The 13,970-nt window shown below is 72.3% G+C and carries 14 protein-coding genes and 1 pseudogene; 3 read left to right on the forward strand and 12 right to left on the reverse strand.

Annotated features, from left to right (window positions below; translation table 11 throughout):
- Positions 1 to 437 (forward strand): annotated as a pseudogene (locus B4K29_RS05305) (hypothetical protein); the annotation flags it as partial.
- Here B4K29_RS05305 and B4K29_RS05310 read toward each other — a convergent pair.
- The 4 genes from B4K29_RS05310 to B4K29_RS05325 all read right to left on the reverse strand — a co-directional run bounded on the left by B4K29_RS05310 (position 438) and on the right by B4K29_RS05325 (position 3,710).
- Positions 438 to 1,706 (reverse strand): Nramp family divalent metal transporter, encoded by a 1,269-nt coding sequence (locus tag B4K29_RS05310; RefSeq protein ID WP_286966566.1) that lies wholly within the window; start codon positions 1,704 to 1,706, stop codon positions 438 to 440.
- 106 nt (positions 1,707 to 1,812) lie between these two features.
- Entirely contained in the window at positions 1,813 to 2,571 is a 759-nt protein-coding gene (locus tag B4K29_RS05315; RefSeq protein WP_034252443.1) for an SDR family oxidoreductase, read from the reverse strand.
- 456 nt (positions 2,572 to 3,027) lie between these two features.
- Positions 3,028 to 3,444, reverse strand: a complete 417-nt coding sequence (locus B4K29_RS05320) for a type II toxin-antitoxin system VapC family toxin (protein WP_019286445.1) — start codon at positions 3,442 to 3,444, stop codon at positions 3,028 to 3,030.
- The gene (locus B4K29_RS05325) at positions 3,441 to 3,710 is read right to left on the reverse strand and encodes a hypothetical protein (protein ID WP_019286446.1); all 270 of its coding nucleotides are present in this window, start codon (positions 3,708 to 3,710) and stop codon (positions 3,441 to 3,443) included. Before B4K29_RS05325 ends, B4K29_RS05320 begins: the two co-directional genes overlap by 4 nt.
- A gap of 80 nt (positions 3,711 to 3,790) precedes the next feature.
- On the opposite strand from B4K29_RS05325, the gene B4K29_RS05330 reads away from it, so the two are divergent.
- Positions 3,791 to 5,092 carry an AMP-binding protein gene (locus B4K29_RS05330; RefSeq protein ID WP_029211310.1) on the forward strand — a complete coding sequence of 434 codons (1,302 nt, stop codon included), beginning with the start codon at positions 3,791 to 3,793 and terminating at the stop codon, positions 5,090 to 5,092.
- Here B4K29_RS05330 and B4K29_RS05335 read toward each other — a convergent pair.
- Positions 5,040 to 6,230 (reverse strand): prohibitin family protein, encoded by a 1,191-nt coding sequence (locus B4K29_RS05335; protein WP_029211311.1) that lies wholly within the window; start codon positions 6,228 to 6,230, stop codon positions 5,040 to 5,042. The genes B4K29_RS05330 and B4K29_RS05335 overlap by 53 nt on opposite strands.
- Before the next feature lie 175 nt (positions 6,231 to 6,405).
- Here B4K29_RS05335 and B4K29_RS05340 point away from each other — a divergent pair, with 175 nt between their 5' ends.
- Complete coding sequence (locus B4K29_RS05340; protein WP_286966567.1) at positions 6,406 to 7,281, forward strand: 1,4-dihydroxy-2-naphthoate polyprenyltransferase; 876 nt, start codon at positions 6,406 to 6,408, stop codon at positions 7,279 to 7,281.
- 69 nt (positions 7,282 to 7,350) lie between these two features.
- Here the strand turns inward: B4K29_RS05340 and B4K29_RS05345 are convergent, their stop codons facing one another.
- From B4K29_RS05345 to B4K29_RS05375, 7 genes are read right to left on the reverse strand one after another with little or no spacing between them, the layout of a single operon-like run.
- Positions 7,351 to 8,931 carry a protein adenylyltransferase SelO gene (locus B4K29_RS05345; protein WP_286966568.1) on the reverse strand — a complete coding sequence of 527 codons (1,581 nt, stop codon included), beginning with the start codon at positions 8,929 to 8,931 and terminating at the stop codon, positions 7,351 to 7,353.
- 1 nt (position 8,932) lies between these two features.
- Positions 8,933 to 9,274, reverse strand: coding sequence for a DUF4229 domain-containing protein (locus tag B4K29_RS05350; RefSeq protein WP_029211314.1), 342 nt, complete (start codon positions 9,272 to 9,274; stop codon positions 8,933 to 8,935).
- 7 nt (positions 9,275 to 9,281) lie between these two features.
- Positions 9,282 to 10,280 (reverse strand): c-type cytochrome biogenesis protein CcsB, encoded by a 999-nt coding sequence (ccsB, locus tag B4K29_RS05355; RefSeq protein WP_029211315.1) that lies wholly within the window; start codon positions 10,278 to 10,280, stop codon positions 9,282 to 9,284.
- A complete protein-coding gene (resB, locus tag B4K29_RS05360; protein ID WP_286966569.1) occupies positions 10,277 to 11,956 on the reverse strand; it encodes a cytochrome c biogenesis protein ResB in 1,680 nt (559 codons plus the stop codon). The genes ccsB and resB overlap by 4 nt, the downstream gene beginning before the upstream one ends.
- The gene (locus tag B4K29_RS05365; RefSeq protein ID WP_029211317.1) at positions 11,956 to 12,720 is read right to left on the reverse strand and encodes a cytochrome c biogenesis CcdA family protein; all 765 of its coding nucleotides are present in this window, start codon (positions 12,718 to 12,720) and stop codon (positions 11,956 to 11,958) included. Before B4K29_RS05365 ends, resB begins: the two co-directional genes overlap by 1 nt.
- Positions 12,717 to 13,322 carry a TlpA family protein disulfide reductase gene (locus B4K29_RS05370; RefSeq protein WP_286961202.1) on the reverse strand — a complete coding sequence of 202 codons (606 nt, stop codon included), beginning with the start codon at positions 13,320 to 13,322 and terminating at the stop codon, positions 12,717 to 12,719. The genes B4K29_RS05365 and B4K29_RS05370 overlap by 4 nt, the downstream gene beginning before the upstream one ends.
- Positions 13,319 to 13,966 (reverse strand): histidine phosphatase family protein, encoded by a 648-nt coding sequence (locus tag B4K29_RS05375; RefSeq protein WP_286961291.1) that lies wholly within the window; start codon positions 13,964 to 13,966, stop codon positions 13,319 to 13,321. The genes B4K29_RS05370 and B4K29_RS05375 overlap by 4 nt, the downstream gene beginning before the upstream one ends.
- Between the last annotated feature and the right edge of the window lie 4 nt (positions 13,967 to 13,970).

The following is a 13,970-nucleotide window of genomic DNA, read 5'->3' on the forward strand; positions in this document are numbered from 1 at the left end:
CGGAAGCGTCAGAAGAGCCCCAAATCGGGCGAGGCCGCGGGGGCTTCTACAGCCACCAGCTGCTGGAGCAGGCTGCCGGCTCCCTCGACAGCAACGTCGAGGAGATCCGTCCTGACCTCCAGGACCTGCGTGTGGGCGACGAGGTGCGTCTGCACCCGCAGCTACCACCGCTCGTCGTGGCCGAGGTGAGGCCGGGCGTCTCGCTCGTCCTCGTGGGTGTGCCGGAGGGCGGGCCGCTCGCCACCACCGTCTGGTCCTACCACCTGCAGCCTCTCAGCCAGGGCCGGACCCGGCTGATCGAGCGCAACGCCTACGCCCACGGCGACAGCCTCGCTCAGCGCCTGGCCGGCGGCCCCTATGTCATCGAGCCCGTGAGCTTCGTGATGAGCCGGGAGATGCTGCTCAACATCAAGCGCCTCTCCGAGCAGCCCGCCTAGCTAGAGCTTCTGGATCGCCTTGACGATCTCGCTCACCGCGAGCGCCGCGAACGCCAGCGCGCACACCACCATCAGGACGTTGGACCAGGCCTTGTTGCGCCACTCGCGCGGCACGCGGTCGGTGTTGAGGATCCACAGCAGCGTGACCGCCAGGAAGGGCATGAAGAACGCGCCGAGGACGCCGTACGCCAGGATCAGCACCACCGGCTTGCCCCAGAACATCATGATCATCGGGGGGAAGGTCAGCCACAGGATGTACCACCGGTAGTAGCGGCCGCCGGTGCGCGTGTCCTCGTGGCCCGACGGCAGTCCCTTGAGGTTGCCGACGAAGTCCGCGAACATCAACGAGACGCCGTTCCACACGCCGACCAGCGAGGACATGGCCGCGCCCAAGAAGCCGAGCAGGAAGACCTTGCCCGCGAACGGCCCGTAGCGCTGGTCGAGGACGTCGGCCACCGAGAGCAGCCCCTTGTCGTCGCTGGCGACCTTCATGGAGTACATCAGCTCGGCGCCCACGACGAGCGTGGCGAGGACGAAGATGCCGGTCACGACATACGCGACGGTGTTGTCGATGCGCATGACCCGCATGAAGCGCGGTGTGTCCCAACCCTTCTCGCGCAGCCAGTAGCCGTAGGCCGCGAGCGTGATGGTGCCGCCGACGCCGCCCGCGAGCGACAGGACGTTGACCAGGCCGCCGTCCGGGATCCACGGCTTGAGGCCCGCCAGGATGTCGAGGAGGTTGGGCAGGGTGATGATCGCGGCGCCGACCATGGCGACGAACATCAGGCCCACGAACGCCGCCATGACCTTCTCGAAGAGGCCGTACCGGTGGAACCACACGAGCATCAGGCCGACGAGCCCGGAGATGATGCCCCACCACTTGGTGTCCAGGACGGGGAAGAGCGCGTTGAGCGGCAGACCGGTGCCGGCCATGGCGGCCGAGCCGTAGACGAAGCCCCAGATGACGATGTAAGGACCGAAGTACCAGGTCGTCCAGGGACCGAGCGAGCGCCAGCCCTCGAACATCGTGCGGCCCGTGGCGAGGGAGTAGCGTCCCGCGCCCTCGACCAGCACGATCTTCATGATGCAGCCGACGAGCACGCACCACAGCAGGCCGTAGCCGAACTTGCTGCCGGCGATCAACGTGGCCACCAGGTCGGCGGCGCCCACACCGGTGGCAGCGACAATCAGGCCGGGGCCGATGATCTTCCACCGGGGCGGGTTGGCGGCGTCAGCGGCAGCGCCTGGGACTGCGGTGTCACGGGTCATGGGCGGGAGCATGCCGGACCGCCCGGCGCCTGGCGAGGGCCGCCCACCCGCGCGGCCGTCGCCGTCAACCGAGGCCAGTCGGCCGTCAGCCGGCGTCCCACCGGGGTCAGCGCTGACGGACGAGCTTGTGCGGCGCGGCCTGGGCCTGCGGCTTGATCACCAGACGGTCGATGTTGACGTGAGCGGGCCGGGTCGCGACATACGCAATCGCGTCCGCGACGTCCTCGGCCACGAGAGGCTCCGCGACCCCCTCGTAGACCTTGTCGGCCGCCGCCCGGTCGCCGCCGAGGCGCACGAGCGAGAACTCCTCGGTGTGCACCAGACCCGGGTCGATCTCGCAGACCCGGATGCCGTCCTCGACCGCCTCGAGGCGCAGCGTCTCGGCGATGACGGTCTCGGCGTGCTTGGCCGCGCAGTAGCCCGCGCCGCCCTCGTAGACCCCGAGGCCGGCGATCGAGGAGACGATGACGACCATGCCGCCCTTGACCTGCCTGAGGGCGGGCAGCAGGGCCTTGGTGACGTTGAGGGCGCCGATGACGTTGGAGTCGTACATCTGCCGCCACTTGTCGACCACCGCGTCGGCGATGCGCTCGGTGCCCAGGGCGCCACCGGCGTTGTTGACGAGGACGTCGAGCCGGTCGCCGACCTCCTGCGCCAGGCGCGCCACGTCCTCCTCGCTGGTGACGTCGCAGGTGACGGCCCGTCCGTCGATCTCCTTGGCCAGCTGCTCGATCCGCTCCGTGCGCCGCGCCGCGCAGATCACCTCGAAGCCCTCCTGGGCCAGGCGACGGGCGGTGGCCTCGCCGATGCCGCTGGAGGCTCCGGTGACGACGGCCAGGGGACGGGTGGTGATCGCGTCAGTCATGCCTCCCATCCTGCCCGGTCCACGGCCGGGCCTGCACGCCCGGCTCGTATGCCGTCCACGCCCCACCAACGACCGCGAGGAGATGTCCATCACGCGCGTCGCCCCAGACGACCCGAACTGAGCTCCCAGCTCACAACAGGTCGCCTGCACGCCCAGAACCGGCCCTCAGACGACCCGAACTGAGCTCCCAGCTCACTCAGGGCCGCCTACGGCCACAGGGGCGGGGCGGATGACGACGCAGGGGCTGTGCGCTGCTCGCGGGGGGTCTGACGGAGGTGATGCCCGTGGGCACCGCGATGACGGCGTGCGCCGCCCTGTCGATCGTCGTGACCCTCAGCACCCTGCGCGGGGTGACGAGGGCGTTGGGCCTCCCTGTCCGTCCCTGAGCCCGGCCGCCGATCTCGGTGGGTCCACAGGTCGACGGGTCAACGGGCACCGGACAGGCGGAGGCTGGGGTCAGGAGGCCGGCCAGTCGGCCGGGTGGATGCGTCGCAGACCCGGCACGTCGACGAAGTCGGTGTCTGGGGAGATGATCTCGTCGAAACCGGCCAGCAGCGCGGTCGCTGCGTGCACAGCGTCTCGCCCGCGGATCGCACTGACCTGCATCAGGCGGGTCGCCTCCTGCCAGACCTCCAGGTCAAAGGCATGGACAACGGTCATGTCCGCCAGGTCTCGAGCGTCCAGCAACGCCTCGGGCACCGCACCCATCCGCATGCGGTGGTGGGTGAACTCCTGCAGCATCTCGACGCTGGCGTGCATGCGGACGCTCCCGGCCGCCACCGCAGCCATCACCTCCCGTGATGCCGCCCGTAAGCGATGGGCGCCGCCCGCGGCCAGGAGTGGCACCGCGCTGTCGACGAAGACCTCGTTCACGAGGGCAGCGTGGCCATGAGCTCGTCATCCAGGTTGCGCCGGAGCTCCCGGAGGTCGAGAGGCGGCTCGTCGCGGGGCTCGGACGTACGGTCTAGGAAGCACCGGGCCGCGTGCTGGGCCGCGCCGACGTCCTCGGGGTAGGTGACGTCGATGGCGTGCCGGATCACCGCCCCGACACTCTGGCCGGAGTCCTCGGCGGCGCGAGCGACCCGGTCGTAGCGATCCTGGTCGAGCAGGATCTGCAGGCGGCGTTCGAGGAGGGACATGCACATATCCTACACATGTGCAGGAATGGCGCCAGACCTGTGCAGGAGGTCTGTCGGTGGGCGCGGCTAGGGTCGGTGGCATGACGATGGTCCACTGGCCCGGCACGCAGTCCCCCGCCTCGGCGGTCGGCGACCTGGCGCCCCTCGAGCTGGCCCTCACCGGGCGTGGTGCGGCGGTGTGCCCGAGCGGGGCGCCACCGGGCCGATCGGACCACGTGCCCTCGCCGCCGGAGGGCACCGCCATCGTCGTCGGCACCTCCGGCTCCACCGGGACACCCAAGCTGGCCGTCCTGTCGGCCGCGGCCGTGCGAGCATCCGGCGAGGCCACGGCCGAGCACCTCGGCGGCCATGGGCAGTGGCTGCTGGCCCTGCCACCCACGCACATCGCCGGCCTGCAGGTCCTCGCCCGCTCGCTGCTGGCCGGGCACTCCCCCGTCGCGACCGACGACGGTCCTTTCACCCCAGAGGGGTTCGCCGCGGCGACCGAGCGTCTCACCGGTGGCGTCCGCCACTACACCTCGCTCGTGCCGACCCAGCTGGTCCGGCTGCTCGCCTCACCTCTGGGCGCCGAGGCCGCGGCGACGTACGACGGGATCCTCGTCGGCGGGGCCGCCCTGCCCGCCACCGTGCACGCGCAGGCGGTGGCGGCCGGGCTGCGCGTGGTGCGGACCTACGGCATGAGCGAGACCGCGGGCGGGTGCGTGTATGACGGACGGCCGCTCTCCTGCGCCCGCGTCCGGCTCGACGAGGGACGGATCTCGTTGGGGGGCGAGATGGTGGCCGACGGCTACCTCGGCGAGACGGCCCTCACCGCCACCCACTTCACGGTCGAGGACGGCACGCGGTGGTTCCGCACGGACGACCTCGGCGAGCTGGCCGAGGACGGCACCCTCACGGTGCTGGGTCGGGCCGACGACGTGATCGTCACCGGCGGGCTCAAGGTCGCCCCCCGCGTCGTGGAGGACGCGATCCTGGCCCACGTCACCGGCGTCCGCGAGTGCGTCGTCGTCGGCGTCCCCGACCTCGAGTGGGGCCAGGTCGTCGGAGCGCTGGTCGTCGAGGACGGCGCGCGCAACGGCGGCAACGGAGGCGGGAGCGACGGTGACGGTGGGGGTGGGGGTTGCGGTCACGCCGGACGGTACGAAGTCGGCGATCCGGCGGCGGCCGAGGTCGCGACCGGCTGGGACGCCGAGCGGGTGCGGGCGGCGCTGCGCCCCCACCTCGCGGCCCACGCCCTGCCCCGCGTGGTCGCCGCCGCGGACGGCATACCGCTGCGGGGGCCGGGCAAGCCGGACCGCGCGGCCGTCCGGGAACTGCTGTCCCAGGCGCTCAGCGCGGCGCCGAGGCGGCGGGAGAGGGGGCCGGTGCCGGGAGCTGGATGAGCGAGGACTGGGTGGGCGGCACGACGTAGACCGTGTTTCCCTTGGCCGCCGCTTCCTTGAGCATGTCGATGTACTTGCTGGTCAGGACCTGCTCGTTGAGCCGGTTCTGGCACTGGGCCGGTGGCACGGGCACGACCTTGACCGAGTTGACCTCCTTGCCGGCGATCATCTCCTTGACCGTGGTGGACATCGCTCCGCAGCGGATGATCTGGTCCGAGTCGGACTGGGCCTGGGCCTCGGTCTTGACCTTCTCGGCGTTGATCTTGGCGGACTCCAGCTCGGCTCGCGCCGACTCGACGCGCGAGCGCGCGGTCTGCACGGCAGCCAGCGACTGCTCGATCTCCTGGGGGAATCGGATGTCGCGCAGGTCCACGGAGTCCACCGTCACGCCGAGGCGCTCCCAGCGTCGGGACAGCTCCTTGGCGATGTCGGACGACACCTGGGCTCGTCGCTGCCGCAGCTCGCCGGCGGTGTAGTTGACCGGGACGTCCCGCACGATCGAGCGGACGTCGACGTCCAGCGCCCGGCTGACCAGGCCCTCCTGGGTGCGGTAGGCCTGGTAGATGTCGCCGACCTTGGCCGGGACGATCGAGTAGCGGATGGTGATGTCGATCGCCGCGGTCGCGTTGTCGGTGGTCTGGGCGTTGATGGCCGGGCCGTCGGTGGCGCCGCTCTCCTGCGCCATGGTGATGACCTGGTTGCGCACGTCGTACTTCACGATGTCGTTCCACGGCGCCTTCATCGAGAACCCCGGGGTGCTGTCCACCCCCGCGACCGTGCCGCCAGGGGTGCGCACGACGATCGCCTCACCCACGTCCTGGGTGTAGAGCGTGGACAGGAACAGGCACAGCGCCCCGAGACCGGTGAGCACCCAGCCGCCGACGACCGGCCAGCGTGAGGGCCCGCCCGGAGCGACGATCGGACGCCGTCGCTTCTCGGCCTTGGCAGCGCGCTCCCACCGGTTGGCGCCCGACGCGTCCGTGCCGCCCGGCCCCAGCTCGGACGGCAGCGGAGGCATGGCCGGCGGCTGGGGCGGACCGGCCGGCGCGGCGCCCGCACCGCGCAGGGCCCTCCGCCCCCACACGACGAGTCCAAGACCCAGGACCAGGAGGGTCACACCCAGGACGAAGGTCGCCATCGACCGCCTCGACTCTCTGCGCCAACGCACCAGGGACCGGGCATCGGTCGACCGGTCGTCTCAGGTCGGACGCTACGCGTCGGTCAGGGCGTTCCGAGCCGCGGGGGCGGCGACTCACCCGTCCGGCACGCGTGCCGTGCGCAGCGCGATCTCTCGATCACGAGACAATGTGCTCATGGCCACCATCTCCCAGTGGGTCGAGGGCGCTCGCCCGCGGACCCTGCCCGCAGCTCTTGCTCCCGTCGCCGTCGGCACCGGATCCGCAGCGGGGCTGGGTCACTGGGACGCCGCGCTCGCCCTCCTCGCGCTGCTGGTCGCGCTCTTCCTGCAGGTCGGCGTCAACTACGCCAACGACTACAGCGACGGCATCCGCGGCACCGACGCCGACCGGGTCGGACCGGTGCGGCTCGTCGGTGGCGGCCTCGCGACGCCGCTGCTGGTCAAATACGCCGCGTTCACGTGCTTCGGACTTGCCTGCCTCGCCGGGCTGGCGCTCATGGGACTGTCCGGTGACACCTGGCTGCTGCTGATCGGGATCGCCGCGGTCCTGGCGGCCTGGTTCTACACCGGCGGACGCCGCCCCTACGGCTACGCCGGGCTGGGCGAGGTGTTCGTGTTCGTGTTCTTCGGGCTGGTGGCGACGGTCTGCACGGCATACACCCAGGCCGAGAAGGTCGACGCGGGCACCTGGGCGGGCGCCGTCGGCATCGGCTCGATCATCACCGCAGTCCTGGTCGCCAACAACCTGCGCGACATCAGCGGGGACGAGGTGGCGGACAAGCGCACCCTCGCGGTGCGGCTCGGGGACCGCGGCACGCGGATCCTGTATGTCGTGCTCATGGTCACCCCCGCGGTGTGCGCCGGCCTGGCCGCCTGGGCCGGTCACCGGTGGGCGCTGCTCGGGCTGGTCGGCCTGCTGCCCGCGATCAAGCCGTGCCTCGACGTGCTGCGCGGCGCGACCGGTCCCGCGCTGATCCGGGTGCTCGCGGCGACGGGCCTGGTGGCCCTGACCTATGGCGGGCTCCTGGCCGCCGGCCTCGCGATCCACTGACAGACCTACCGCCGGTAAAGGCATCGACCTGGCGAACGAAGGCCGGTCGATGCCTTTACCGGCGGTAGGTCAGGTGCCGCAGTAGGTGATGTGGCGTGGTGCGCCCGCCGGGGCAGGGCCGCGCAGATCCTCGAGGCCGGGCCGCTCGGCATACGGGCTGGCGACGGCGTCGAGCAGCCGCTCGAACGGCCCGAGGTCACCCGCGGTCGCGCGCGCCAGAGCCTCCTCGACCCGATGGTTGCGCGGCACGTAGACCGGGTTGACCGCGTCCATCCGGGCCGCGACGGCCGCCCGGTCGTCCGGCAGCAGGGCGTCGCGACGGGCGCTCCAGGCGTCGAAGGCCGTGGCGTCGAGGAAATGACCGCCCGCCGTCCCCGCAGCGAGGGCGCGGAAGAAGGACGTCCAGTCAACGCCATGGGTCTGCAGGAGGGCGAGCAGGTCGGTGACCAGCGGACGGACGACGTCACGGGTCGTCGCCGCGTCGAGACCGGCCAGCCCGAGCTTGGCGGCCATGCCGTCCACGAAGACCCGGTCGTAGCGCTCGGCGAACTCGTGCAGCACGCCCGTCGCGGCCTCGACCGCAGCGTCCGCGCCGTCCGCGCCGTCCGCGCCGTCCGCGCCGTCCGCGCCCTTAGTGTCCTTGGTGCCCTCGGCGATCAGCAGGATCAGCGTCTCGCCGAGACGGGCGAGGTTCCACTGGGCGGCCGCAGGCTGGTTGCCGAAGGCATAGCGACCACCCGTGTCGATCGAGCTGTAGACCGTCGCCGGGTCGTAGGCGTCGAGGAACGCGCACGGGCCGTAGTCGATGGTCTCGCCGGAGATGGTCATGTTGTCGGTGTTCATGACGCCGTGGACGAAGCCCACCAGGGACCACCGGGCGACGAGCTCGGCCTGGGCCAGGGTCACCCGGCGGAACAGCTCGAGGTAGGGCTCGTCCGCCTCGGCCGCCTCCGGGTGGTGGCGGGCGATGGCATAGTCCGCCAGCGATCGCAGCAGGGCGGGGTCTCCGGTCGCGGCGGCGTACTGGAAGGTGCCGACCCGCAGGTGGCTGGCGGCGACCCGCGCCAGGATCGCCCCCGGCAACGGCGTCTCGCGCAGCACCGTCTCGCCGGTCGCGACCACCGCGAGGGCCCGCGTCGTCGGGATGCCGAGCCCGTGCATGGCGGCGCTCACGACATGCTCGCGCAGCATCGGACCCACCGCTGCCTTGCCGTCGCCGCCGCGGGCGAAGGGCGTGCGGCCAGAGCCCTTGAGGTGCAGGTCGCGGCGCGCGCCGGACCCGTCGACGAGCTCCCCCAGCAGGAGGGCGCGCCCGTCGCCCAGCCGCGGGGAGTAGCCGCCGAACTGATGACCTGCGTAGGCCTGGGCGACGGTCGTCACGCCCTCGGGCACCTGCCCGCTGAGCAGGGCCACCCCGTCGGGCGAGCGCAGCCACGCCGGGTCCAGGCTCAGCTCGTCCGCCAGCCCCTCGTCGAGGGTGAGCAGGCGTGGTGCCGGCACGGGAGCGGCCGACCACGCGAGCGACAGCGCCGGGACCGCGCGGGCGTAGGAGTCGTCCAGCCGGAACGGCAGCGAGGTGGGGGACCCCAGCGTCTCTCCCGCCGGCTGAGCGTCATCCACCTCGGGGGCGGTCGGGTCGATGCCAGCCATGTCAGAGACCGTCGTGCCGTCGCTCGGTCCGACGCGCGGCCCGGTCGTCGGCCGTGCCCTCGCCGGTCGAACGGCCGATCTCGTCGTCCTCGACCTCCTCGTCGGAGACCTTGTGGGCCCCTGCCGCCTCGGCGCGCGCGGCCTTGCGGTCCACCCGCTCGGCGATGCGGGCGCTGAACTCCTCACGGGGGCCGCGGAGGACGAACAGCGAGACGACCATGGACAGCAGGCCGGCGAGGATGACCAGGAGCAGGCCGCGCAGCCCCACGAGCCACAGGACGATCAGACAGCCGAGGAACAGCATGATCCGCAGCAGCGAGTAGCGCAGTCCAGGAGAGCTCATCGGTCGATCACATCCCCGAGTAGGAGTGCATGCCGGACATGAACTTGTTGACCACGAAGGAGTTCATGGCGATGCAGAGGAACCCGGCGATCGCGATCCACGTGGCGGTGCGGACCTTCATGCCGGTGGTCGCGCGGGCGTGCAGGTAGGCCGCGTAGACCACCCAGATGATGAAGGACCAGACCTCCTTGGGGTCCCAGCCCCAGTAGCGGCCCCAGGCCTTCTCGGCCCAGACGGCGCCGGCGATGACGGTGAACGTCCACAGCGGGAACGCGACCACGTGCAGCCCGTAGGCCATCCGGTCCAGCGTCCGCGACGGCGGCAGCGCCGCGAGCAGCGTCTGGCGCCACCCCGAGAGCCGGGCCTGCGCCGCCTGGCGCCGCTCGCTCGACTCCTGCACGAGGTAGAGCGCGCTGAGCGCCGCGCCGATGGCGAAGATCGCGGTGGCGATGATGGCGATCGACACGTGCACGACCAGCCAGTAGGACCGCAGCGAGGGCATGAGCTGCCCCGCCTCGGTGTAGACCGTGAGGGCGGGCCCGAGGATGAGCATCAGCAGCGCGGTGAGGAAGACCCCGAGCCAGCGCACGTCCCGGCGCAGCGACATCACGACGTAGACGACGCTGACGGCGGCCGCCGCGGTCAGGAGGTACTCGTAGAGGTTGCCCCAGGGAGCGCGCGACACCGACAGCGCCCGCATCACCACGGCCGCCACGAGCAGCAGCGACGCGAGCCGCGACAGGGCGATCCCGATGCCGGCGGCCTGGCGACGAGACGGACCTTCGTCGGCCTGCACCACGGCGGGAGCGTCACCCCGGACCAGGGTGTCCGTGCCGCCGGAGGCGGCCGACATACGGCCCTCGCCGGAGGCGCCCGACCGGCCCGCAAGGGCGCGGCTGCGGGTGCCCGCCAGGTCGACGGCGAAGGCGAGGAACGCGATGCCCAGCACGACGAGCGCGGAGTAGACCGCGAGGTTGGAGTAGCCCGCGAGGGCTTCGTTGGTCATCGTGCGTTCTCCTTCGTGGACCGGACGGGCGGGGTCAGCCCGAGTCGCTCGCAGAGCTGCTCGGTGAGGTCGTCGACGGCCTCGCCCAGGCGGGGGTCGTCGTTCTTGGCGAGACCGGCCACCTCCAGCAGGGTACGTCCATCGCGCTCCCCGATCCGCACGAAGGCGCGTCGGCGCCGCACGACGAGGGACAGCACCAGGCCGACGAGCACCAGCACGGCGCCGAGCAGGGCCACGGGCTTGCCCGGGTCGTAGCGCACCGACAGCCCGGCGAACCGCTGCACGCCCTCGAAGGTCACCGTCCCGCGACCGCCCGGCAGGGTCTGGGTCTCGCCGGGACGCAGCGCGAGGCGCACGGGCAGGCCGCTCTCCAGCGTCGGCTGCTTCATCGCCTGGGTGTCGAGCGTGTAGACGGACTGCGGCCGACCGCCGGGGAACAGGTCGCCCTCCCACAGCTCGAGCAGCAGGCCGGGCGCTACCGGCGCCGGGAAGTCCGACTGGGGCATCGCGCGCAGCGCCTCGTCGGAGATGGTCGGGGCGAACAGCCCGAGGAAGCCGAGCTGCTCGCCGGGGGGCAGCGCCGAGACCTTGACCGCGCCGGTGGACGTGTAGTTGTTGTCCTGCGGGCGGAACACGGTGGCCTGCTTGTAGACCTGACGACCCTGCGCGTCCTTGACGGTGATGACCGGGGCGTAGCCGTTGCCGAGCAGGTAGACCGAGGACTGCCCGAAGCTCAGCGGCTCGTTGACCTCGAGCTTGCGGCGGCGCTCGGCGGCCCCGGGCGTGTCCCGGGTGGTCACGTCGGCCTCGAAGGACCGCGGCTGCCCGAACTGCTTGCCCTTGAGCGTGGTCTCGAAGGCCACGCGCATCTGGTCCACGCGGACGGTGAAGGGCGGCAGGGACTCCTCGTCGACCCACGGCCCCTTGGTGAAGGTGTCGTGCTGGCTGGTCGTGTTGGCGAAGGTCTCCCCCTCGGGCACGATCGCGTCGACGCGCCAGCCGAGCAGGTGGCCGAGGGCCACGCCCACGATGACGACGAGCAGGGCGACGTGGAACAGCAGGTTGCCCACCTCGCGCAGATAGCCGCGCTCTCCCGAGACCGAGCCGTATGCCGACCGCCCCGCCCCACCCGTGGCCGCCGCGTCGGCGGCGCGGACCCGGTAGCGCCGGCTCCGCAGCACCTCGCGGGCCGCCGCGAGCGCGCGCTCCGGCTCGACGTCGCCGAGCTCCACGACGCGGTGCTCCGGCATCCGGTCGAGGACACGAGGGGCTCGCGGCGGTGCGGCGCGCAGCTCGCGCCACAGCAGGCGCAGGCGGGGCACGACGCAGCCGACGAGGGAGATGAACAGCAGCAGGTAGATCGCGGCGAACCACGGCGAGGCGTAGACGTCGAACAGCCCGACGCGGTCCATGAAGGGGCCGAGGGTCTTGTGCTGCTCGAGGTAGTCGCGGGTCTTGACCGGGTCGATGTCGCGTTGGGGGAAGACCGAGCCCGGGACGGCGGCGAGGGCCAGCAGCAGCAGGAGCAGCAGCGCGGTGCGCATGCTGGTGAGCTGGCGCCAGGCCCAGCGCAGCCAGCCGATCGGGCCGAGCCGAGGCTGGGTGATGTCGGCGCCGTCGCCAGCGCCGCCGCCGCCGGTGGCGCGGTCACGCGTGTGGGAGGAGGTGGCGGGCATCAGAGGACCGGGTTCCCGACGAGCTCGGTGAGCCGCGTCTGCAGGCCCGCGACCAGGGGCTGCCACAGCCCCAGGACCATGAGCAGGCCGAGGACGAGGAGCAGGCCGGCCCCGGCGAGCTGCAGCGCCCGCTGGTGGCGGCGCAGCGCGGTCCAGGTGCCCGAGAGCCGGCCGTAGCCACCGGCCAGCAGCAGGAACGGCAGGCCGAGACCGAGGCAGTAGGCCACGCCCAGCACGGCGCCGCGCGCCAGCGGCCCGGTGGCGGAGTCGTCCAGGGGGCTGCCGAGCGCCATGACGGCACCGAGCGTGGGGCCGATGCAGGGGGTCCAGCCGAGCGCGAAGGCCGCGCCGAGGAGGGGGGCTCCCGCCATACCGGCCGCGGGTCGCCAGCCGACCTTGACCTGGCGCTGGGTCCCCATCCCGGCGAAGACGAGGGCGAGCAGCACGACGACGACGCCACCGACCCGCTCGAGGACCTCCCGGTGCTCGCGCAGCAGGGTGGAGACCGAGGTGACGACGAGGATCACGAGCGGCACGAAGACGACGGTGAAGCCGAGGACGAAGAGCAGCGTGCCCGCGAGCATGCGGCTGGTGCGGCGGTCCTCGAGGCGCGTGTCACCGAGCCCCGTGACGTAGCCGAGGAAGCCGGGCACGAGCGGGAGCACGCACGGCGACAGGAAGGACGCGGCGCCGGCGAGCAGCGCGACGCACGCCGCGAGCGGGAGGGTGCCCTCGGCGATGACGTCGGTGACGCCGGCGATCACCCGGCTTCCTTGGCGACGTCGTCGACGAGGTCCTGCACGGTGCGCTCGGACGTGATGGCGCCGAGCACCCGGGCCGCGATGCGCCCCTGCTTGTCCAGCACGAGCGTGGTCGGCGGCGAGGGCGCCTTGCCCTGCAGCGCCAGCACGGTCTGGCCGTCGAAGGCCAGCGTGGGATAGGGCACCTGACGGGCACGCGCGAAGTCGCGGGCGTTGTCGGAGGACTCGCGGCCCGCGTGCACGCCCATGAAGACCGCGTCGGGGTGGGTCTTGCGGACGGCGGCGTGCAGGGCGTTGAGCCGCGGCTGCTCCTCGACGCAGGGCGGGCACCACGAGGCCCAGAGGTTGAGGACGACGACGTGGCCGCGCTGCTGCGCGACGGACCAGGAGGCACCGTCGAGGGTCGTGCCCTGCAGCGCCACCGGCTCCTTGCGCTGGGCCGCGGTCAGCCGCTCGATGGTGCCGTCGCCGGAGATGTAGCCCTTCTGGTCACCGGAGCGGGCCTGGGCGTTGATCGAGCCCGCGTCGTCGGAGCAGCCGGCGAGCGGTATGCCGATCGCGACCGCCGCGAGCGCGGCGCAGAGCGTGCGTCGGACCTGCGTCATGCCCCCACCGTGGGCTCGGCGACCTGCAGGAGCGCGCCCGCGGGCTCGCTGTAGACGATCGAGGTGAGGCGGTCGCCGTCGTAGTGCAGGCTCGTGAGGCTGGCCAGGCTGCACTGCCGGCGTCGCGGGTCGTGCCACAGGGGGCGACCCTCGAGGTGGCGGCGCAGCGTCCAGACGGGCAGCTGGTGGGAGACGAGCACGATCTCGCGGCCGGGCGCATGCTGGCGGGCCGCGTCCACGGCCGCCTCCATGCGGCGGGCGATGGCGCGGTAGGGCTCTCCCCAGGATGGGGTGAAGGGGTTTCGGACGAGCCACCAGTTGGCGGGGCGCCGCAGCGACCCCGCGCCGTGGCCGAACCTGCGGCCCTCGAAGTGGTTGCCGGCCTCGATGAGCCGGCTGTCCGTGAGGATCGGGGTGTCGAAGTGCTCGGCCACGGGCCGGGCCGTCTCCTGCGCGCGCTCGAGCGGCGAGGCGACGACGAGGGCGACGTCGCGGCCCTCCAGCGACTCGGCCACCAGGTCGGCCATCTGCCGACCGAGGTCGGACAGGTGGTAGTCGGGCAGGCGTCCGTAGAGGATCTTGGCGGGGTTGTGGACCTCGCCGTGACGCATCACGTGCACGATCGTGCGGGCCGTCGCGGTCATGCTG

It is taken from the genome of Arsenicicoccus sp. UBA6765 (assembly GCF_002453335.1).
Taxonomy (GTDB): Bacteria; Actinomycetota; Actinomycetes; order Actinomycetales; family Dermatophilaceae; genus Arsenicicoccus; species Arsenicicoccus bolidensis.

Coding starts and splice junctions, on each gene's coding strand:
- B4K29_RS05375 (WP_286961291.1), bottom strand. CDS start 13,966: ATGACCGCGACGGCCCGCACGATCGTGCACGTGATGCGTCACGGCGAG.
- B4K29_RS05345 (WP_286966568.1), bottom strand. CDS start 8,931: ATGGCTGGCATCGACCCGACCGCCCCCGAGGTGGATGACGCTCAGCCG.
- B4K29_RS05330 (WP_029211310.1), top strand. CDS start 3,791: ATGACGATGGTCCACTGGCCCGGCACGCAGTCCCCCGCCTCGGCGGTC.
- ccsB (WP_029211315.1), bottom strand. CDS start 10,280: ATGACCAACGAAGCCCTCGCGGGCTACTCCAACCTCGCGGTCTACTCC.
- B4K29_RS05340 (WP_286966567.1), top strand. CDS start 6,406: ATGGCCACCATCTCCCAGTGGGTCGAGGGCGCTCGCCCGCGGACCCTG.
- B4K29_RS05350 (WP_029211314.1), bottom strand. CDS start 9,274: ATGAGCTCTCCTGGACTGCGCTACTCGCTGCTGCGGATCATGCTGTTC.
- B4K29_RS05335 (WP_029211311.1), bottom strand. CDS start 6,230: ATGGCGACCTTCGTCCTGGGTGTGACCCTCCTGGTCCTGGGTCTTGGA.
- B4K29_RS05315 (WP_034252443.1), bottom strand. CDS start 2,571: ATGACTGACGCGATCACCACCCGTCCCCTGGCCGTCGTCACCGGAGCC.
- B4K29_RS05370 (WP_286961202.1), bottom strand. CDS start 13,322: ATGACGCAGGTCCGACGCACGCTCTGCGCCGCGCTCGCGGCGGTCGCG.
- B4K29_RS05325 (WP_019286446.1), bottom strand. CDS start 3,710: ATGTCCCTCCTCGAACGCCGCCTGCAGATCCTGCTCGACCAGGATCGC.
- B4K29_RS05310 (WP_286966566.1), bottom strand. CDS start 1,706: ATGACCCGTGACACCGCAGTCCCAGGCGCTGCCGCTGACGCCGCCAAC.
- resB (WP_286966569.1), bottom strand. CDS start 11,956: ATGCCCGCCACCTCCTCCCACACGCGTGACCGCGCCACCGGCGGCGGC.